We start from the raw sequence: 19,285 nt of genomic DNA on the forward strand, positions 1-19,285 counted from the left end.
CGTCGGGGATACCGCTGGATAGAGCGCGTCACCCGTGCATGCACGTCCCACGACGTCGCTCGAACCGCGCGACGATGCCCGCCGCCCCCGGCAAACGCCCCTTCAGCCGAAGCGATTGTCCCGCGGGAACCCGTTCGGCGGCATCCGGCCGGCAGCCCCGCGCGCCGCGCGCCACGGGCCGAGGTCGGTCTCGGTCCGCACGCGGCCGCTGTCGCCGCCCATTCGCCAGCTCAGCCCGCTTGCAAAGACGAAGGTGATCGCATCCGACAGCCCGCCGTCGCGGAAACGCATCAACTGGACCCCCTGCCCGCGCGTCAGCTCGGGCAGTTCGGCGATCGGGAAGACCAGCAACCGGCGATTGTCACCGATCGCGCCGACATAATCGTCCTCTGCCGCAACCGGGCGCACGATCTTGAGCTTCGCGCCGAGCCGCGGGGTGACGACCGTCTTCCCCTTGCGGGTCTCGGCATGGATGTCAGCGGTGCGCACGATGAACCCGCGACCGTCGGTCGCCGCGACCAGCCAGCGATCGGACAGACTCGCGCGGAACACGCCAACGATGCCGATATCGCCATCGAGATCGATCATCAGCCGAAGCGGCTCGCCGAACCCGCGCCCGCCCGGCAACTTGTCCGCAGGGAGCGTAAAGAACCGTCCGTTCTCCGCCGCGACGACGACCTTGTCGGTGGTCTGCGCGTGGAAATCGAACAGCGGCGCGTCGCCGTCCTTGAACTTGACCGCGGCGACCCCGGCGGCATCGACATGCCCCTTCATCGCGCGAATCCAGCCGCGTTGCGACAGGATCACCGTGATCGGCTCGCGCTCGATCATCGCGTCTAGCGGAATGTCGCGCAGCGGGGCCGCCTGCTCGATCTTGGTCCGCCGCCGCCCGAGCGTCGTCTCGGGGCCGTAGCGGTCGCGCAGTTTGCCGAAGTCGCGCTTCAGCCGCGTCCGCTGCTTGGCCTCGCTTGCGAGCAGCCCCTCGAGCCCGGCGCGCTCGCGATCGAGCGTGTCGCGTTCCTTGCGCAGCTCCATTTCCTCGAGCCGGCGCAAGCTGCGCAGCCGCATGTTGAGGATCGCCTCGGCCTGACGGTCGTTGAGCTCGAACTCGGCGATCATCACCGGCTTGGGTTCGTCCTCAGTGCGGATGATCTCGATCACGCGGTCGAGATTGAGGTAAGCGACGATATAGCCGTCGAGCAGTTCGATCCGGTCCGCGATCTTGCGCAACCGATGCTCGGCGCGCCGCCGCAGCACGATGAACTGGTGCTGGACCCACTCGTTGAGCGCCTCCGCCAGGCTCATGACGCGCGGAGTCCGGCTCGCGTCGAGCACGTTGAGGTTGAGGCTAAAGCGGCTCTCGAGATCGGACAGCTTGAACAGGCTCTCCATCAACACGACCGGGTCGACCGTGCGGCTGCGCGGCTCGATCACGATGCGGATCACCGCGTCCGATTCGTCGCGGACGTCCGCCATAATCGGCAGCTTCTTGTCGTTGACGATCGCGGCGAGCTGCTCGATCAGCTTGCCCTTCTGCACGCCATAGGGGATTTCGGTGACGATCGCGGTCCACGTGCCGCGCCCGAGATCCTCGACCTGCCAGCGCGCGCGCACCCGAAAGCCCCCGCGCCCGGTCGCGTAGCTCTCGGCAATCGCGGCGGGCGAATCGACCACCAACCCGCCGGTCGGGAAATCGGGCCCGCGGACGTGATCGAGGATGTTGAACCCGGCGAGGTCGCCCGACCGGTCGATCAGCGCGATTGCGGCGTCGTAGAGTTCGGCGACATTGTGCGGTGGGATGTTGGTTGCCATCCCCACCGCGATCCCCGCCGCGCCATTGGCGAGCAAATTGGGGAAAGCGCCGGGGAACAGCTCGGGCTCCTGTTCCTCGTTATTGTACGTCGGCTTGAACGCGACCGCGTCTTCGTCGAGACCTTCCATCAGGTCGATCGCGACCTGCGTCAGCCGGGCTTCGGTGTAACGGAAGGCGGCGGCGTTATCCCCGTCGATATTGCCGAAATTCCCCTGCCCCTCGACCAGCGGATAGCGCACCGAGAAATCCTGCGCGAGCCGGACCATCGCGTCATAGACCGACTGATCGCCGTGCGGGTGGTATTTGCCGATCACTTCACCGACGACGCGCGCGGATTTCTTGAACGCGCTGCTCGGGTCCATCCGCAGCGCCCGCATCGCCCACAGCAAGCGGCGGTGCACCGGCTTCATCCCGTCGCGCAGATCCGGCAGCGACCGCGCGGTGATCGTCGACAGCGCATAAACGAGATAGCGATCCGACAGCGCGCTATCGAACGGCGCGTCGGCGATCGCGTTGAAGGGATCATTGGGGTCGATGATGTCGGTCGCCATCTGTTCCGGGTAGCAGGCCGGGGCCGTCCGCGTCCACTGCGACGCTCGGCCTTCGACAAGCGTCGGATGCCGTCGTATCGATGGCAATGATGCTGAGATTCGCTTTTGCCGCCGCCGCGCTGCTCACCGCCACCGCGCTCCCCGCGCAGGATGCCCCCAAACCACTGCTCAAATGGCCGGACCTGACCGAGCGCGCCAAGCCGCAGCCCGATGCGACGGTCGATTACGGCAGCGATCCTTATGAGAAGGTCGACGTCTGGGTGCCCAAGGGCAAAGGACCGTTCCCGACGGTGCTGATGGTCCACGGCGGCTGCTGGACGACCAGCATCGCGGATCGCACGCTGATGAACTGGATCGCGGACGACCTGCGCAAGAACGGGATCGCGGTGTGGAACGTCGATTATCGCGGCGTCGACCGGCCCGGCGGCGGCTATCCGGGGACGTTCGCCGATGCCGGCACCGCTGCGGATGCGCTGCGCACCAACGCCCGGAAATTCCATCTGGAGACCCGCCGCGTGGTCGCGGTGGGGCATTCGGCTGGCGGGCACCTGGCGCTGTGGCTCGCCGCGCGGGGGCGGATCGCGAAGACCAGCGCGCTGTACCAGCGGCACCCGCTGAAGATTGCGCACGTGATCAGCCTCGGCGGCCTGCCTGATCTGGAGGCGACCGCCGCCAGCCCGGACAATGGTTGCGGCGTCGCGGTCGTCGCCAGGCTGGTCGGTGCGCCCGGGGTGCGGCCTGATGTCTATGCCGACACCTCGGTCCCGCGGCTGCTGCCCGACGCGGTGAAGCAGGATCTCGTCAACGGTCGGGAGGACAAGATCATCCCGCTGCGGATGGGGACGGCGTATGTCGCGACGGCCCGCGCGAAGGGCGACCGGGCAGACCTGCACGTGATCGACCACACCGGCCACGTCGAACTGATCGCCCCCGAGACCGCCGCCTGGGCCGAGGCCAAGACGCTGATCCGCGCAGCCTTCCCGCAATGACCGCCCCCGCTACCCCGACGCACGGCCAAGCCGCATCCCCCCCGTCACCCCGGCGCACGCCGGGGCCGCCATGTCGGGCGCACATCCTGCGATCACGCGCGAACAGCCAGCCGGCCCCGGCCTTCGCCAAGGCGACGCGCTATTGCGACGGAAGGACTGAAACGTGACCCCCACCGAAGCGCGCGCTCGCGACGCCGCAGATCCCCTGCGCCCCTATCGCGACGCGTTCCACCTGCCCGACGGCGTGATCTACCTCGACGGCAACTCGCTCGGCCCGCTCCCGCGCGCGACTCCAGCGGCACTCGCCGACATCGCCGAGCGGCAATGGGGCGACCGGCTGATCCGCAGCTGGAACGAAGGCTGGATCGAGGCGCCCCGCCGCGTCGGCGCGAAGATCGCGAAGCTGATCGGTGCCGCCGAGGACGAGGTGATCGTCGCCGACTCGACCTCCGTCAATCTGTTCAAGCTGCTCGTTGCCGCGCTCCGGCACGCCGCGCCGCGCACGACGATCCTCAGCGAGACCGGCAATTTCCCGACCGATCTCCACATCGCCGAGGGCGCCGCCGGCTGCGTCCCCGGCGCGCGGCTGGAGGCGGTGGCCCGCGAAACCCTGGCGGATGCGCTCGGCCCGGATACCGCGGTGCAAATGCTCACCCACGTTCATTACAAGACATCCGAGTGTTTCGATATGTCCGCCTGGTCGGCACGCGCGCATCAAGCAGGTGCGCTGACCCTCTGGGATCTCAGCCATAGCGTTGGCGCAATCCCGATCGACCTGACCGGCGCCGGCGCGGACATGGCGGTCGGCTGCGGGTATAAATATCTCAACGGCGGTCCCGGCGCGCCCGCCTTCCTGTTCGTCTCGCGGCGCTTGCAGGACACGCTCGCCAGTCCGCTGTCCGGCTGGATGGGCCACGCAGCACCGTTCGGCTTCGCCGACGCCTATGCCCCGGCTCCCGGCATGACGCGCTGGCTTGCCGGCACGCCGCCGATGCTCGGGCTCGCCGCGCTCGAGGCGGGGCTCGACGTGTGGCACGGTATCGACCAGCAGCAGGTCGCGCAGAAGAGCGCCGCATTGTTCGATGTGTTGGCGGACATTGGCGGCAAGCTCGGCCTCGCGTGCGTCAGCCCTGCCGACCCGGCCCGCCGCGGCAGCCATATTTCGTTCCGGCACCCGGACGCCTATGCGCTCTGTCAGGCGCTGATCGCGCGCGGCGTAATCGGCGATTTCCGCGATCCCGACATCCTCCGCTTCGGACTGACGCCGTTGTACCTGGGTTTCGAGGACGTGGTCCGTGCCGGCGAGATCCTCGGCGACATCCTTTCCTCCGGCGCATACCGCGACCCGGACTTCCAGCAGCGCAACACCGTGACCTGAGCGGCCAAGCGATCGATTGCACCCCCGGCATCGATCCGGTATAGGCGTGGTCTTCCCGCCCCGGCCCGCGTGATCCGCGTTGCCGGGGCCGCTCATTTCCAAGGGTTAGCGCACATATGGCACGCCGCCGCCAGATCTACGAGGGCAAGGCCAAGATCCTGTACGAGGGTCCTGAGCCGGGTACGCTGATCCAGTATTTCAAGGATGACGCCACCGCTTTCAACGCCCAGAAAAAGGGCACGATCAGCGGCAAGGGCGTGCTCAACAACCGGATTTCCGAGCACATCTTCACGCTGCTCGGCGCGATCGGCGTGCCGACGCACTTCATCCGCCGCCTCAACATGCGCGAGCAGCTGATTCGCCAGGTCGAGATCATCCCGATCGAAGTCGTCGTGCGCAACGTCGCTGCGGGCTCGATCTCGACTCGCCTCGGGATCGAAGAAGGCACGCAGCTGCCGCGCACGATCATCGAATATTATTACAAGGACGATGCACTCGGCGATCCGATGATTACCGACGAGCATATCGCCGCGTTCGGCTGGGCCGGCCAAGAAGAGATGGCCGACATCGCCGACCTGGCGATTCGCGTGAACGACTTCCTGTGCGGCCTGTTCGCCGGGATCGGCATCCGCCTGATCGACTTCAAGCTCGAATTCGGGCGCGTATGGGACAATGACTATCCCCGCGTGATCCTCGCCGACGAGATCAGCCCCGACGGCTGCCGTCTGTGGGACATGACCACCAACGAGAAGCTCGACAAGGATCGTTTCCGGCGCGATCTCGGCGGCGAAGTCGAGGCTTATCAGGAGGTCGCGCGGCGGCTCGGGTTGCTGCCCGAGGAAGCCGATGGCGCGGTGCTCGACATGGAACAGCACCGGCTCAACAAGGGCAAGTAAGCCATAGGGCTGACTTGCTCCGTCTTTCTTCCCCGGCGGAGGCCGGGGCCCAGGCGGACAGGTTCTGGTAACGGGTACAGCGCCCGCCATAACCCGCCCCCGACTGGGCCCCGGCCTTCGCCGGGGAAGTGGCATTGAGGGTGCGCGACACGCGATCCCCGCGCATCCACCCCCTTGCGACCCGCGCCGCGGGCGAGCATAGCGACCCGCATCCCCTACCGTCGCAGCAGGACATATCTATGAAGCTCCGCATCTTCGTCACGCTGAAGCCCGGCGTGCTCGATCCGCAGGGTCGCGCGATCCACAAGGCACTCGGTGGCCTGGGGTTCGAGGGCGTCAACGACGTCCGCGCCGGCAAGCTGATCGAGCTCGAGGTCGAGGACAGCGTCGAGGACGCGCAGATCGACGCGATGTGCCGCAAGCTCCTCGCCAATACGGTGATCGAGAATTACCGGGTAGAGCGCGCATGAAGACCGCGGTCATCGTCTTTCCGGGCTCCAACTGCGACCGCGACGTCGCGGTTGCCTTGCGCGAGGTGAGCGGGACCGCGCCGACCATGGTGTGGCATGGCGACACCGCGCTCCCCGACGGAATCGACCTGGTCGCGCTGCCGGGCGGCTTTTCGTACGGCGACTATCTGCGCTCCGGCGCGATCGGCGCGCGGTCGCCGATCATGCAGGCGGTGACCGCAGCCGCCGAGCGCGGCGTGTCCGTGCTGGGCATTTGCAACGGCTTCCAGGTGCTGACCGAGGCCGGTTTGCTGCCCGGCGCCCTGATGCGCAATGCGGGCCTCGATTTCGTCTGCCGCGAAGTCCCACTGACGGTCGAAAACGCGCAGAGCGGCTTCACCAGCCGCTATGCCGCGGGCGAGCGGATCATCATCCCGGTGGCGCACCACGACGGCAATTATTCGGCCAATGCCGAAACGCTCGATCGTCTCGAAGGCGAAGGCCGGGTTGCCCTGCGCTATGCCGAGCCGGTCAACGGTTCCGCGCGGAACATTGCGGGCGTCCTGAACGCGGCGGGCAACGTGATGGGATTGATGCCACATCCGGAACGTCGCATCGACGGTGCTGCGCACGGTGGCGCCGAGGGTCGGCGGATGTTCGAAGGCCTGCTGGAAACCGTCGGCGCATAACCGGTCAACGTCGGAACTGCCGCTCCGACGCTGGCCGGGTTCATTTGCGCTTGCAGGGGAATTCCGCCTTCAGCGCCGTCCGGACCACGAAGGTCGGTGCACTATCCCAGACCTCGCGATGGGTCCGCAGGTACTTGCGCGCCACCGCGACGGCCCGGATCGTCGACGCGCGGGTTGGCGACGGACAGATTTGGTGCGACAGCGACAGCGCGTCGAATGCGCCGAGAATGTAGCCGGTGCAGAACGTCGCGGCCGGATCGGCGTCCTTGCCCTTGCAACGCTCCGCAAGGTCGGCGGTTTGCAGGGAACTGACCACCACCGGCGGCGGTGAAGACGCGGCCAGCGCCAGTACAAGCAACATCATCATCGTTCCTTCGCCTCGTCGAAGCGTCGCTTCCTAGCAGGACGGCGCCCATGGCGACAGCGGGCCGCCGTCATCCGCGGCGGCAAAGGCCGAATGCGCCACCCTGCGCGCGGGCGACGAGACGGCCCGGGTGACCGCAGGTCCTAGCCCCGCCAGACATCACGATACGGACGTCGATGCCGTCTCCGGCATCGGCGTCCGTATCGCCCCGACCGCGACGCTCGCAACGCGCGCAACGATCCGGCCGCCTTCATGACACGCGACTGGCGTGCCCGACGAAGCGACCGGTTACTGCAGGAGCGTTGCGATCATCGGCTCAACCGCGCGGCTTGCGCTGGCGCCGCTGCATCTGCTGCTGCATCTGCTGGTCGAGGCCATCGACCCGGCCGTTGATCTGGTCGATCCGCTGCGCATTCTGCTGCGCCTGGCCTGCCGCGGCCTGTGCCTGGCTGAGCGCCTGGCCGGACGTACCCTCGACCGTACGCACGCGACCGTCGATCCCGTCGATGCGCGAGTTCACGGTGGCGATCTCCCGGTTGACGTACCCTTTGGTGGCACAACCGCTAACACCGATCGATCCGACCAGGATCATCGCGACGACTGTAGCCTTTGGAAAATTCGGATGCATATACTCGTCTCTCCGTAATATTGGGGTGGCGATAACAAGCTCGGGCGCGACGGGCTTGGCAATCGTTAATGGTTAAGATGTGCGTCTTATACGGCAGGGAGCCTGCCGTAGCCCCTTGCGCGGGCTCCCTTCGGGATGCGGGACGCAGCCGAGCAGGCCCGCAGCCGGCTAGACCGAAGCCTTGAACGGCGAGAAATCCGTGCCCCGATCGTACACGTCGATCCCCTCGCGCCGCTTGAGGAAGCCGACCACCAGATACGTGAAGGGGGTCAACAGCACTTCCCACGACACTTTGAGCAGGAACTGGCTGAGCATCACCAGCAGCATGTCGTGAAACGGCCAGTCGGGCGCGCCGGCGAAGGCAAGCGGATAGAAGATCAGACTGTCGAACCCCTGCGCGACGATCGTGCTACCGATCGTGCGGGTCCACAGCATCCGTCCCGCCGTCAGGATCTTGAGCTTCGCCAGCACGAAGCTGTTCGCGATCTCGCCGACCCAGAAGGCGATGACCGACGCGACGATGATGCGCAGCCCGGTCGCGGCCGCCGGGTCCACGAAGATCGATCGACCGAAGACATATTCATAGGCGCCCTGCCCGCTCCAGCCCGACGCCGACGGCAATGCGACGACGATCTGCTCCATCAGCGCCAGGAAGATCAGCGCGCCGAACCCGGCCCAGACGCAGCGACGCGCGCGGGCGTAGCCATAAACCTCGGTCAGCACGTCGCCGATCACATAGCTGACCGGGAAGAACAGGATGCCCGCGCCAAAGGGCCACGGCCCGATCCACGGCAGGTCGACGACCGATCGCTTGCCCGCGCCCACCACGTTGGAGAGCAGCAGGATCACGACGAAGGCGACCATCACGAAATCATAATAGCGGAACGCACGGTCGCCGAGTTCGCGCGCAGTGATGCTCTTCGGTGCGTTCATCGGTCCCCATTCCTCCGCACGCCCGGTATGAAGACCGTTTCGCAGCCGCGCAATCCACGCTACAGGCGAAGCCAGTGCGCGCCCGTAGCTCAGTTGGATAGAGCAAGGAGCTTCTACCTCCTCGGTCGGGGGTTCGACTCCCTCCGGGCGCGCCAATCTCTTCCACGGCCGCGCCCGCCCGGATACCGCCGCTATCGTCAGCCGTCGCGGTTTAGCGATAGTGGCCCATCGTCACCTTCAAGACCTGCGGATGGCTGACGAAATTGAGCCCATAGTCGGTTTGGTCACCGTTCCACACCCGGCGCATCCGCCATTTGCCGTTGTCGAACGTGCCTTCCTCGACGCGGACGACAATCCCATTGGGACCGGTGCCCGGCGCCCCGGCAAGCGAGACGCGAACGTGGTCGCCCATCACGAGGAATTCGTTCGCCGACAATTGCGCGACCGCGACTCCGCCGACCGGCTCCTTGCCCCACGGCGCCTGGTCGCTCTTAAGCCATTCCCAGTCCTTCATGCCGAACTGCCATTCGCCCCAGGTCGCGGTGATCGTCCAGTCCCCCATGCGCGTGGATTGGACGGCACCATCGTCGGGCTTTGCGGCGCCCCAGGTCGGCTTTTCATAGGCGATGCGCGCCCAGTCGCGCATCATCGACCCGACCGCGGCGTACGGCAGCGCGAACGCGCCCACCGTGGTGGCCGAAAGATCGGCCGCGCCGAGCGGATAGTTGGCATAGCCGGTATCATCCATGCCGAACGGCGCGAAGCCGATCGCCCCCCGACCGAGCGCTGGCCAGAAGAACCGCGCGAAATCGCGCGTGTTGCCCATCTCGGGCACCATCAGCGGATTGTCGGCACGGGAATATTGATCGAGATATTTGATCACATTGGCGCTGGTCTTGTCATAGATATCGGGCGCCTGCAGATCGATCGCGGGCGCAGCCGCCTTCCAGATGTCGAGCACGTCCTGCTGGGGACCGCCGCTGGCCACGCCGTATGGGTCCGGAACGTTGGACGGTCCCGATAGCGAGGCGTTGACGTACATCGGCAGCGCCTTGATCGCCTTGCCCGCTGCCGCGATCGCGTTGACATAGCTGCCGACATACCAGGTGTTGAACGCCCGGTCGGCCTGCGCGCCGAACGCCGCGCTCCAGGTGCCCGACTTGTGCAGTCGTTGCGCCAGGCCGGTCGGAATCGGCTTGGCGAACAGCGCATCGGCGGTCGCGGAGAAATCGCGCGGGTTCTTGTAGCTGCCGGTCTCATTCTCGACCTGCACCATGATGACGGTGTTCTGCGGATCGTGATCGCGCAGATAGGTCATCAGCTGGACGAACGCCCGCTTGTCCGCCGCCAGCGTCGCCGCACCGTGCGCGCTGAGCACGCCGTGATCCTTGCCGTCCTTGGTCTTCATGCGCGGGAAGCGGCGATTGTCGAGCTTCACCCAGTCGGGCGTGTAGGAGAAAGACGTGTTCTTCCACGTCCCGAACCACAGCAGAACGACGCGCTTGTCGTGGGCGCGGGCCTGGTCGAGCAAGGTCTGCAGGAAGCTGAAATCGAACGAGCCCTCGCGAGCCTCGACCTGCTCCCAGGCGACCGGCACCTCTACGGTATTGGCGCCGAGCCGATCGAGCACCGGCCAGGCCGTGGCGAGCGGCGCCGGATAGTTGCTCGAATTATTGACCTGCGCACCGAGCATGAAGAAGGGAGCGCCATCGACGATCAACGCGTGATGCCCGTTGCGGCTCTCGATCCGCGGCAGCTCGTGCGAAGCCTGTGCCGAAGCGGTGCCGCCTGAAAGGAGCAATCCGGCGGACAGCAACGACGCCATCGCGGCGCGTCGGTGCCGCATGGTCCGGCCAGGGCGGGGGGTGTTCATCGGGATTCTCCACATATCTCTAAGGTCGGTCGCGCCAGGCCGGCTCAGCGCCGCGGGGTGGGCTCGAGCGTCATCAACACCACGTCGTTGGTGGCGAGCGGCACTGTGGCGGCATAGCGTCCGCCCGCGCCGATCCGCACGACACGGTCCTGCTCGGGCTGGTCCAGCGTCAGCGCCTGCAATCGCGCGATCTGCGCCGCGGTGAGCGCCTTCGGGAGGCCCATGTCGATATAGGCCGAATAAGCGTCGTTGTGACGATAGCCGGTGCGATAGGTCCGCAACCGATAGCTGCCGGGCGCGAGGCCGGCGAACTGCACCGCCGCCGGCGTCTGCGGCGTCGCCGGCACCAATCTGGTGTAGAACGGGTGGTTGCTGACCTTCTGGTCGGGCTGGTGCCAATCCCACAGGACGACGCTGGTGCGCCGCCCCTCGCTCGCCGCCCAACTGTGGGCATCGACCGTCGGCACGGCCTTGCCGCGCAATGCGTTGAGATATTTGTACGCGAACCAGGCCGGCTTGCGGATGCCCTGCGGGTTCATCAGGCCGAAGCCACCCTGAAACGGCGCGGTCGGTGGCCCCGGTTCCTCGAACAGATCGCTATAGGTCCAATAGCTCATCCCTTGGACGCTGCCCTGCACCGCCTTCAACTTGCTGAGGATGTAGGGCGCGCTGACATAGCTGTCGTGGACCGGGTCGCGCGGGGTGTAGCTGGTGCTCCACTCGGTGAAATAGAGCGGGAGCGTCGGGAAGCGCGAGGCGGCGATCTCGGCGCGGACCTTGCGCACGTCGGCGATGATTGCATCGGGCGCGGGCGACAGCTTGGTGTCGCTCTTGCCCTGCTCGTCGAGGAAGCCGCCCTCGACGCCATAGGTATGCGTCGTGACGAAATCGACCGGCGCGCCGCTCTTGGCGACATGGTCGAGAAATTCGGGGACCCACGCCGCACCGGCGGTCGACGGCCCGCCGACGCGCAGCGCCGGATCGACCGTCTTCAGCGCACGTGCGGTGACGTCGTAAAGCGCGAAGTACGCCTGCTTGTCGGCCTTCTCCCAGAAGCCGTCGAGATTGGGCTCGTTCCACACCTCGAAATACCAGCTCCGCACCTCGGCCGCACCGTAGCGCTGCTGCAGGTGGCGCGCGAAGGCATCGATCAGCGCCGCCCAGCCGTCGAGCCGCGGGTGCGAGGTGTTGCCCTTCCAGTAGAAGATCGATGCGTCCGACGTCTTGAGCGCCTGCGGGGTAAAGCCGAGCTCGACGAACGGCCGGATGTGCCGCCGCAGCATGTCGTCATACAGCCGATCGATCCCGCTCCAGTCGTACACCGTTCGCCCGTTCTCGATCCGGACCGTCTTGAGCACGTCGTGGAAGATCGCGTGGAAACGCAGGTAGCGAAAGCCGAGCTCGTCGGTCGCGATCTTGAGCTGTGCCTGGCTGTCCGCGCGCATCAAGGTGCCGGGATAATCCGAGCCGACCGACAGGTCGTAGAAGCGGTCGACCGGCCCCTCTGCCTGCGCAAGGTCCACCGTGACCACGCGCTGCGGCGCGGCGAACGCCGGTAGCGCTACCAGGGTCGCGGCCGCGACAGCGCCGCCTCCATACAAAGCGATCCGTCGCATAGTACCAACTCCCGTAGTTCTGCTGCGCGTTCGGCGCGTTATGACGTAGGCGCCTGGGCAGCGGTCAGCCTTACCGATGCGGGCAGGACCGGACTCCCTTGCCCGCTGGCGGCGACCGCGTCGACCATGATCGCACCCGGGCGACCGGTCGATTGCACGATCAACTGCGCAAGGCCGTTGAACAAGGCGCGTTGCGGCGCGGTATCGCTTTCCAGGCTGTTGGGATTGCCGTTGCCGACGCCAAGGAGCTTGCCTGCCCCGGTCACGCGGAACCGCAACGCGTCGTTTGCGGTCGGCACCGGGCGCCCACGGGCATCCAGCAGCTCGACCGTCAGCACCGCGACATCGCGCCCGTCCGCCGCAATCGTCATACGGTCGGCGGCCAGGCGGAGGCGGCGCCCCGGGCCGGTCGTTTCGCGACGTTCGCGCAACACGACCTGGCCGTTGCGCCGGCCGGTCGCCTCGATCACGCCGGGGACATACGGCACTTGCCACGCGACATGTTTGAGGCGCGGCATCGGCTTGCGACCGAGGCTCTGCCCGTTCAGCAACAGCTCGATGTCGTCCAGGTTGGAATAGACCCAGACCGAAACCGGCTTCCCCTCCTGCCCGGCCCAGTTCCAGTGTGGGAAGAGATGCAGGCTTGGCGCGGTGCTCCACCAGGCCTTGTAATAGTAATAATAGTCCTTCGGGAAACCACACAGGTCGACGATCCCGAATTGCGAGCTGTTGGATGGCCAGGCATAAGGTGTGGGTTCGCCGCGATAATCGAACCCGGTCCAGGCGAATCCGCCAGCGAGCCAGTCATGCGCGCCATACTGGCTCCACCACTGCTCGGGCGTCGTGCCCCAACCGACGACACCGTCATACGAACTCATGGTGTGTCGCGCGGCATCGGTGCGATATTCGCCGCGCGTAGCAATCGCGCTCGACGTTTCCGATCCGTAGATCGGCCGAGCCGGATGCGCCTTGTGGAACGGCTCCGGAAATTCCGGGTGGTAGTTGAATCCGACGATGTCGAGCGGTTCGGATGGCCCTGCCTCGTTGTTCCAGTTGACCGCCGCCGTGACGGGCCGGGTCGGATCGAGCGCATGGCAGCGATCGACCATCGCCTGCGCGATCCGCGTCCCCTGCGGCGCCAGCGCGCCCTGCTGGAGCAGAAATTCCTCGTTGCCGATCGACCAGCCGATGATCGACGGCGAATTGCGAAACCGCTTCACCATCCGCTCCAGCTCGGCCATCCCGCTCGGGTTCGAGCTCATCTGGCGCGTCTCGCACAGCATCATCACCCCCATCCGGTCGCACGCCTCGACCCATTCGGGCGTCGGCATGTTGTGCGACGTGCGGACGGCGTTGCAGCCCATGCCCTTGAGCACGCCCAGCCGAAACGTCTGCAGACGATCGGGCAAGGCCGCGCCGACGCCGGCATGATCCTGATGGTTGCACGTCCCCTGGATCTTGATCGGCGTGTCGTTGAGGAAGAAGCCGCGATCGGCGTCGAAGCGCGCGCTGCGAATGCCGAAGCTGACTGTCTCGGAATCGCGGACCGTGCCGTTCGCGACGACCTTTACCACCGCGGTATAGAGATTGGGCGTGTCCAGCGACCATAAGGCCGGGTTCGTCACGCGCGCGCTGGTGCGGTACATAGCCGATCCCGCTGGCGCGATCGTCTGGACCGGCGCCGTTGCCCGCGCGACCACGACACCGCGGGCGTCGACGATCGTCCAGTCCAGCGCAGCATCGGCGGGGATGCGCGCCATATTCTCGACGGTGGTGACGAGGTCGAGCATCGCTCCGCCCGCCCCGGGTACGGCCCGCACGACGGTCTCCCACGCGCCGAAATGGACCGGGTCGGTCTTGCTCAGCCAGACGTGGCGATACAGGCCCGCGCCTTCGTAGAACCAGCCGTCGCCGAAACTCGCATCGACGCGAACCGCGATGACGTTCGTCCCGCCATACTCGAGGAAGTCGGTGCAATCGAAACGGAACGGCGCGTATCCATTGTCGTTGCGACCGATGAAGCAGCCGTTGACGAACACCAGCACGTCGCGCATCGCACCGTCGAATTCGATCGTGATGCGCCGCCCGAGATCGCTTTTGGGAATATTGAAGCTGCGCCGATACCAGCCGACGCTGGTCGCCGGATAGCGCCGCCCGAGCGGGCGATAGCCATGCGAGCGCAATTGCGAATCCCCCGCGCCTGTGTCGTCCTGCACGAACGGCAGCTCGACCGCCCAGTCGTGTGGCAAATCGAGCGATCGCCACGCCTTGTCATCGAACGCCGCCGTCGCGATCTTGATGATCCCGGTCTTCGAGAAATCGGCCTGACCGATACCGAAATCGAAATCCTTCGACGGGTCGCTCCCGTGGCCGAGCGCAAAGCGCCAATCGCGATCGAACCGAATCCGCTCCCGCGGCGCCAGCGCTGCGGGACTGTCCGCGACGCGCGGCGCGCTGCCGTCGGGCTGCGCGGCGGCACGCCCGGGTGGCGATAGCGAAGCGACCGTCGGTAGCGCCAGTCCACCACCCACCAGCAGTCGGCGCGTTATCTGCGTCATGGCTTCGGCTCCCGGCCCATTGGCGCGACGCGAACGCCGCTGAGAAAATCGCGATGGGTTGGCAACACCGACACGCCCTGGCGTATCACCGTGCGCATGCGCTCCAGCTGCGCGCGGACGTGTGCCTCGGGCCATGCGTCCGCGAGCGGGTCATGCCCGCGCGGGACGAGGCCTTGGCCAAGCATCACCGAGAGCCAGCTCGTATCGCGGAACAGCTCGCCCGGATCGAGCAGGACCCGGCCCAGATTGGCGAACACCGCCATCCGCTCCGCCAGGCTGTCGGGGATCGCCATGGCGCGCGTGTGGCGCCAGAACGGCGTGTCGTCGCGGCGCGTCTGCTTGTAATGCAGGATGACGAAATCGCGCACCGCCTCGACCTCGGTCTGCATCAGGCGGTTGTAGAGGTCGATCTCCGGCTGCGCGAAGCCGTTGCCCGGAAAGAGCGACATCAGCGTGACGATGCCGCGCTGGATCAGGTGGATACTGGTCGATTCGAGCGGCTCGATGAAGCCCGCGGCCAGCCCGAGCGCGACGACGTTCTTGTTCCAGGACAGCCGGCGGCGCCCCGTCGTGAATTGCAGCTTGCGGGGTTCCGCGAGGGGCGCGGCATCGAGACCCGCGCGCAATTGCGCTTCGGCGGCATCGTCGTCGATGAACTCGCTGCAATAGACGTGGCCGTTGCCGACCCGGTGCTGCAGCGGAATGCGCCAGCGCCACCCTGCGCTCCCGGCGTGCGATCGGGTATAGGGCAGCGGAGCGCCTGTGACCGCGGTCGGCACGGCAAGCGCGCGGTTCATCGGCAACCAGTGCGACCAGTCGAGGTAACCGGTCCCGAGCGCCTGCTCGATCAACAGTCCACGGAAACCCGAGCAGTCGATGTAGAGATCCGCCGCGAGGCTCTGGCCATCGGCGAGCTGGACGCGATCGACGAAGCCGCTTTCGCCGTCGAGCGTCACATCGACGATCCGCCCCTCCACCGACGTCGCGCCATTGGCGATGGCGAGTTCGCGCAAGACACCCGCATACAGCACGGCGTCGAAGTGGAGCGCGTAGGACATTCGCGACAAGACGTTGCGGGGGTCATCGCTCGGACGGCCGAACTTGCCCGCATAGGCGGCAAGCGTGCACATCGAATAGTCGGGGAGCGCGCCCGCGCCGGTGCGCAGCCAGTGATGATGGAAGGCGACCCCGCCGAGATCGGCGCCATAACTGCCAAAGGGATGAAAGTAGCGCTCCCCGAGCGCCCCCCAATCGCGGAATTCGATCCCGAGCTTATAGGTCGCCTGCGTGCGCCGGACGAGTTCGTCCTCGTCTAGCCCCAACAGCGCGTTGAGTTGCAGGATCGGCGGGATCGTCGCCTCGCCGACGCCGACCGTGCCGATCTCGGCGGACTCGACGACCGTCACCGCCAGCGCCTCGGCCGGAAAGCTCTTGGCGAGCACCGCCGCCGCCATCCAGCCGGCAGTGCCGCCGCCCACGATCAACACGCGCTTTACCGGTTGGTGTCGCATCGGCCGCCCTGTTCCGTTCGCCCCGGTCTAAACGAAATCACGCGCACACCGCCAAAAACCTTGGCGGCCACGGATCCCGTGGCCGCCGAAGGAAGGAGAATGCCGGATCGTTGATCGATCTAGCAAGCGCATTACAGCCCGACACGCAACCGGACCGATACGCGCCGATCGTTGATCTGGTAGTTGCGCAGATATTGCGGCTGGCCCTGGTAACTGTAGTTGACGGTGTCCGTGAGGTTCTGACCGTCGAGCGTCAGCGATATCCGCTTCGAGAAATCATAACTGATCGACGCATCGAGCGACCCATAAGATTTGAAGTAGATCGGGATGTTCGCGGCGCCGTTCTCGCTGATCGAATCGAGGAACTTGTCGCGCCAGTTATAGGCCACGCGGGCGTTGATCCCGTATTTGTCGTACAGCGCGATGAGGTTGTAGCTGTTGCGCGACAGGTTGATCAGGGGGATCGACTTGCCGAGCAGCTCGGCGGAGGTGGCGCTATCGGCCAGCGTATAGTTCGCCGAGACACCGAACCCGGACAAGGCACCCGGCAGGAAATCGAAGAACTTCTGACCGGCGATTTCAAAGCCCTGGACATACCCCGTCGCGATGTTCGCCACCGACGATACGTTGAACTGCACGGCCCCCACGCTGGGGATCGTCTGCGTTTGCAGGTAGTTGGTGTTGGCAATGACGTTGCGCAGGTTCTTCTTGAACCCCGTCAGCGAAATATAGCCGTCCTTCTGGAAATACCATTCGAGCGACGCATCGAACGACGTGACCTGTTCCGGTTTCAGGTTGGGATTGCCTGATACCGACCCGGTTCCCTGATAGGGGTTGGTCGTCGCATTGTAGGGTTGATTGGAGTTCACCGTCAGCGGCGTCGCATCCGAAGCGTTGTAGGTCTGCGACAGCGTAAAGCTGGGGTTGAGCTGGTTAAAGGTCGGACGGAAGATGTTCTTCGAGAAAGCCAGCCGTGCCTGCAGCTTGGGCGCGACATGGAAACGCACGTTGAGGCTCGGCAGCCAGAAAGCGTATTCCCGGCCGCCGCTATAGGGCGCTACGATCGACGTGCTGGTCGGGGTCGCCCCGCCTGCCGTGCGATAGCTCAGCACCTGGAAGCCCTGGCCGCTCTCGCTCGTGCGCACATAGCGCAAACCGGCATTGCCGTCGAAATCGACCCCCGCGAGCGTCGTTCCGAACGCCGCACGGAAATACGCCGCGTAGTCGTCCTCCTTCACGGTGCTGGTCGTCGATTGCGTCGGATCATCCAGCGATCCGAAGCCGATGGTCTGGCCGCTGATCTGCTTGATATGTGCGAATGCCGACTCGGGATGCTGCGCGTCGTACAGGTTCCATTGCAGGATCGGCCCGAACACCGAGCTCGTGCCGGCACCGCGGAACAGCGTTGCCTGGCCGGGATTGTTCTCGACGAATTCGGGATGCGCCGACACGGGATGGCAATTGGCCGCGCTCGACCAGTTGGCGCAAGTCCCGCCGATCGTCTGCCAGTTGTTGATGTTGGTGTCGCGATTGATCGCGGTCTTGCCGCTGTAGCGCGCGCCGGCGGTCAGGCTGTGCAGGAACCCGCCGTCGTCGAAGTCCCAGGTCAGGTCGGCACGGACGCTGTCGCCCGTGGCGGTGTTCCTGGTGCGATCGGGCTGAACCGCGGTGAAGCCGTAGTTCGCCGGGTCGGCGAAGAAGGTCGAGGCCTTGCCGGTCGCCGGGTCCGTCGCGAGCTGCGTGGGAAAGGCACCCCGATTGTCGAACGTATAATTGTAGGTCGCGTTGAACACCCCGGCGACCCCGTTGGTGCTGGTGTAGGGGTTGATCGTCAGGTTGAGCGAATCCTGATCGACCTTGGCGTCGATGTGCTGATAATCGACGCCCAGATGCAGCCGCCGGGTGATCGCCCATTTGGCGCCCGTGCTGTAATCAGTGGTGCGCGTCTTGCGGGTCGACCCGTAGGTAACCGACGATCCGCCTGGATTGGCCAGCGAGCCCGACGTCGCGACACCGTTCACGACGGTGTACGTCCCGGTCGGAGCGGCACCCTGGTCGGTCGCGAAATACGACACGCCGGTATCGCGGAACCGATAGTCGCTGGTCAGTACCTGCGCGTAGATGTCGAGATTGCTGGCCGGTCGCCATTGCAGGACGGCCGACCCGCTGATCCGCCGCCGATCGCCCTGCGCGACGTTGAAGCCGCCGCCCTGCTGCACCTGGATATCCTGGTTGAGATAGCCCGGCACCGCCGAGGATTGCTGCGGCGAGCTGTCGGGGCTGGGGTTCGGCCCATGGTAGATGTACGGCTCGACCTGATCGAGATCCTGCCGGAACGACGTGGTCTGGAACGACCCGTTCAACAGGAAGCCGATCTCCCCGATGCCGGTATGCCAGCGATTGCTGTACAAGGCCGAGAAGCCGTAGCCGTTCTTCTTGGCGAGATCGTAGCGCGTCGCCGATCCGGTCGCCGAGACGATCTGGCCCGACGCATCGAACGGCATGCGCGTGCGCAGATCGATCGTGCCGCCGAGCGACCCTTCGATCATCTCGGCCGAGGGGTTCTTGTAGACGTCGAGGCGCGACAGCAAGTCCGGGCCGACATCCTCGAACGACAGCCCGACGCCGCCATTGGCCGAGAAGATATCGTGGCCGTTGAGTTCGGTGCGGACTTCGCTCAGCCCGCGGATCGCGACGGCGCTGCCTTCGCCGAGATTGCGCTGGATCTGGATTCCGGGGATTCGCTGCAACGCCTCTGCGACGTTGCTGTCGGGAAACTTGCCGATGTCCTGGGCCGTGATCGAATCAATGATCTGCTCGGAATTCTGCTTGATCGCCTGCGCGGAGGCGAGGCTGCCGCGCAACCCGGTCACGACGATATCGACCGGCGCGGAAGCATCGTCGGCCTGCCCCGCGGGCGCGGCGGCGGTCGTCACGGTTCCGCTCGGCTGCGGATCGGGCGCCGCCTGGGCCTGCGCCTGGGCAAGCGTCGACATGCTGCAGATGCTGACGGCCAGCCCCGAAACCCCAGCAAGAA

Annotated in this window: 14 protein-coding genes and 1 tRNA gene; 6 read left to right on the top strand and 9 right to left on the bottom strand. The window is 66.1% G+C overall.

The window, feature by feature from the left end; all coding sequences use genetic code 11:
• Positions 1 to 102: 102 nt before the first annotated feature.
• Positions 103 to 2,364 carry a DNA topoisomerase IV subunit A gene (gene parC / locus L8K25_RS04045; RefSeq protein ID WP_242137606.1) on the bottom strand — a complete coding sequence of 754 codons (2,262 nt, stop codon included), beginning with the start codon at positions 2,362 to 2,364 and terminating at the stop codon, positions 103 to 105.
• 86 nt (positions 2,365 to 2,450) lie between these two features.
• On the opposite strand from parC, the gene L8K25_RS04050 reads away from it, so the two are divergent.
• From L8K25_RS04050 to purQ, 5 genes are all read left to right on the top strand, one after another.
• Entirely contained in the window at positions 2,451 to 3,353 is a 903-nt protein-coding gene (locus L8K25_RS04050; RefSeq protein ID WP_242137607.1) for an alpha/beta hydrolase, read from the top strand.
• A gap of 163 nt (positions 3,354 to 3,516) precedes the next feature.
• Complete coding sequence (gene kynU / locus L8K25_RS04055) at positions 3,517 to 4,731, top strand: kynureninase (RefSeq protein ID WP_242137608.1); 1,215 nt, start codon at positions 3,517 to 3,519, stop codon at positions 4,729 to 4,731.
• 116 nt (positions 4,732 to 4,847) lie between these two features.
• Positions 4,848 to 5,627: a phosphoribosylaminoimidazolesuccinocarboxamide synthase gene (purC, locus tag L8K25_RS04060; protein ID WP_010162803.1), complete on the top strand. Its 780-nt coding sequence runs from the start codon at positions 4,848 to 4,850 to the stop codon at positions 5,625 to 5,627.
• A gap of 239 nt (positions 5,628 to 5,866) precedes the next feature.
• The gene (gene purS, locus L8K25_RS04065; RefSeq protein ID WP_242137609.1) at positions 5,867 to 6,097 is read left to right on the top strand and encodes a phosphoribosylformylglycinamidine synthase subunit PurS; all 231 of its coding nucleotides are present in this window, start codon (positions 5,867 to 5,869) and stop codon (positions 6,095 to 6,097) included.
• The gene (gene purQ, locus L8K25_RS04070; RefSeq protein WP_242137610.1) at positions 6,094 to 6,765 is read left to right on the top strand and encodes a phosphoribosylformylglycinamidine synthase subunit PurQ; all 672 of its coding nucleotides are present in this window, start codon (positions 6,094 to 6,096) and stop codon (positions 6,763 to 6,765) included. The genes purS and purQ overlap by 4 nt, the downstream gene beginning before the upstream one ends.
• A gap of 40 nt (positions 6,766 to 6,805) precedes the next feature.
• Here purQ and L8K25_RS04075 read toward each other — a convergent pair whose 3' ends face one another.
• From L8K25_RS04075 to L8K25_RS04085, 3 genes are all read right to left on the bottom strand, one after another.
• Positions 6,806 to 7,132, bottom strand: a complete 327-nt coding sequence (locus L8K25_RS04075) for a Rap1a/Tai family immunity protein (RefSeq protein WP_242137611.1) — start codon at positions 7,130 to 7,132, stop codon at positions 6,806 to 6,808.
• A gap of 313 nt (positions 7,133 to 7,445) precedes the next feature.
• Positions 7,446 to 7,757: a hypothetical protein gene (locus L8K25_RS04080; RefSeq protein WP_242137612.1), complete on the bottom strand. Its 312-nt coding sequence runs from the start codon at positions 7,755 to 7,757 to the stop codon at positions 7,446 to 7,448.
• A gap of 168 nt (positions 7,758 to 7,925) precedes the next feature.
• Positions 7,926 to 8,690, bottom strand: coding sequence for a queuosine precursor transporter (locus L8K25_RS04085; RefSeq protein WP_242137613.1), 765 nt, complete (start codon positions 8,688 to 8,690; stop codon positions 7,926 to 7,928).
• A gap of 78 nt (positions 8,691 to 8,768) precedes the next feature.
• On the opposite strand from L8K25_RS04085, the gene L8K25_RS04090 reads away from it, so the two are divergent.
• A tRNA-Arg gene (locus L8K25_RS04090) sits at positions 8,769 to 8,845 on the top strand.
• Between the two features lie 56 nt (positions 8,846 to 8,901).
• Here the strand turns inward: L8K25_RS04090 and L8K25_RS04095 are convergent.
• The 5 genes from L8K25_RS04095 to L8K25_RS04115 all read right to left on the bottom strand — a co-directional run bounded on the left by L8K25_RS04095 (position 8,902) and on the right by L8K25_RS04115 (position 19,244).
• A complete protein-coding gene (locus L8K25_RS04095; protein ID WP_242137614.1) occupies positions 8,902 to 10,563 on the bottom strand; it encodes a DUF5597 domain-containing protein in 1,662 nt (553 codons plus the stop codon).
• 44 nt (positions 10,564 to 10,607) lie between these two features.
• Positions 10,608 to 12,179, bottom strand: a complete 1,572-nt coding sequence (locus tag L8K25_RS04100) for a beta-xylosidase (protein ID WP_242137615.1) — start codon at positions 12,177 to 12,179, stop codon at positions 10,608 to 10,610.
• Positions 12,180 to 12,217: 38 nt separating this feature from the next.
• Complete coding sequence (gene galA / locus L8K25_RS04105) at positions 12,218 to 14,737, bottom strand: beta-galactosidase GalA (protein ID WP_242137616.1); 2,520 nt, start codon at positions 14,735 to 14,737, stop codon at positions 12,218 to 12,220.
• Complete coding sequence (locus tag L8K25_RS04110) at positions 14,734 to 16,248, bottom strand: tryptophan halogenase family protein (RefSeq protein ID WP_242137617.1); 1,515 nt, start codon at positions 16,246 to 16,248, stop codon at positions 14,734 to 14,736. Before L8K25_RS04110 ends, galA begins: the two co-directional genes overlap by 4 nt.
• A gap of 131 nt (positions 16,249 to 16,379) precedes the next feature.
• Entirely contained in the window at positions 16,380 to 19,244 is a 2,865-nt protein-coding gene (locus tag L8K25_RS04115; protein ID WP_242137618.1) for a TonB-dependent receptor, read from the bottom strand.
• Positions 19,245 to 19,285: the final 41 nt, after the last annotated feature.

Source organism: Sphingomonas sp. TREG-RG-20F-R18-01, assembly GCF_022662475.1.
Lineage (GTDB): Bacteria > Pseudomonadota > Alphaproteobacteria > Sphingomonadales > Sphingomonadaceae > Sphingomonas.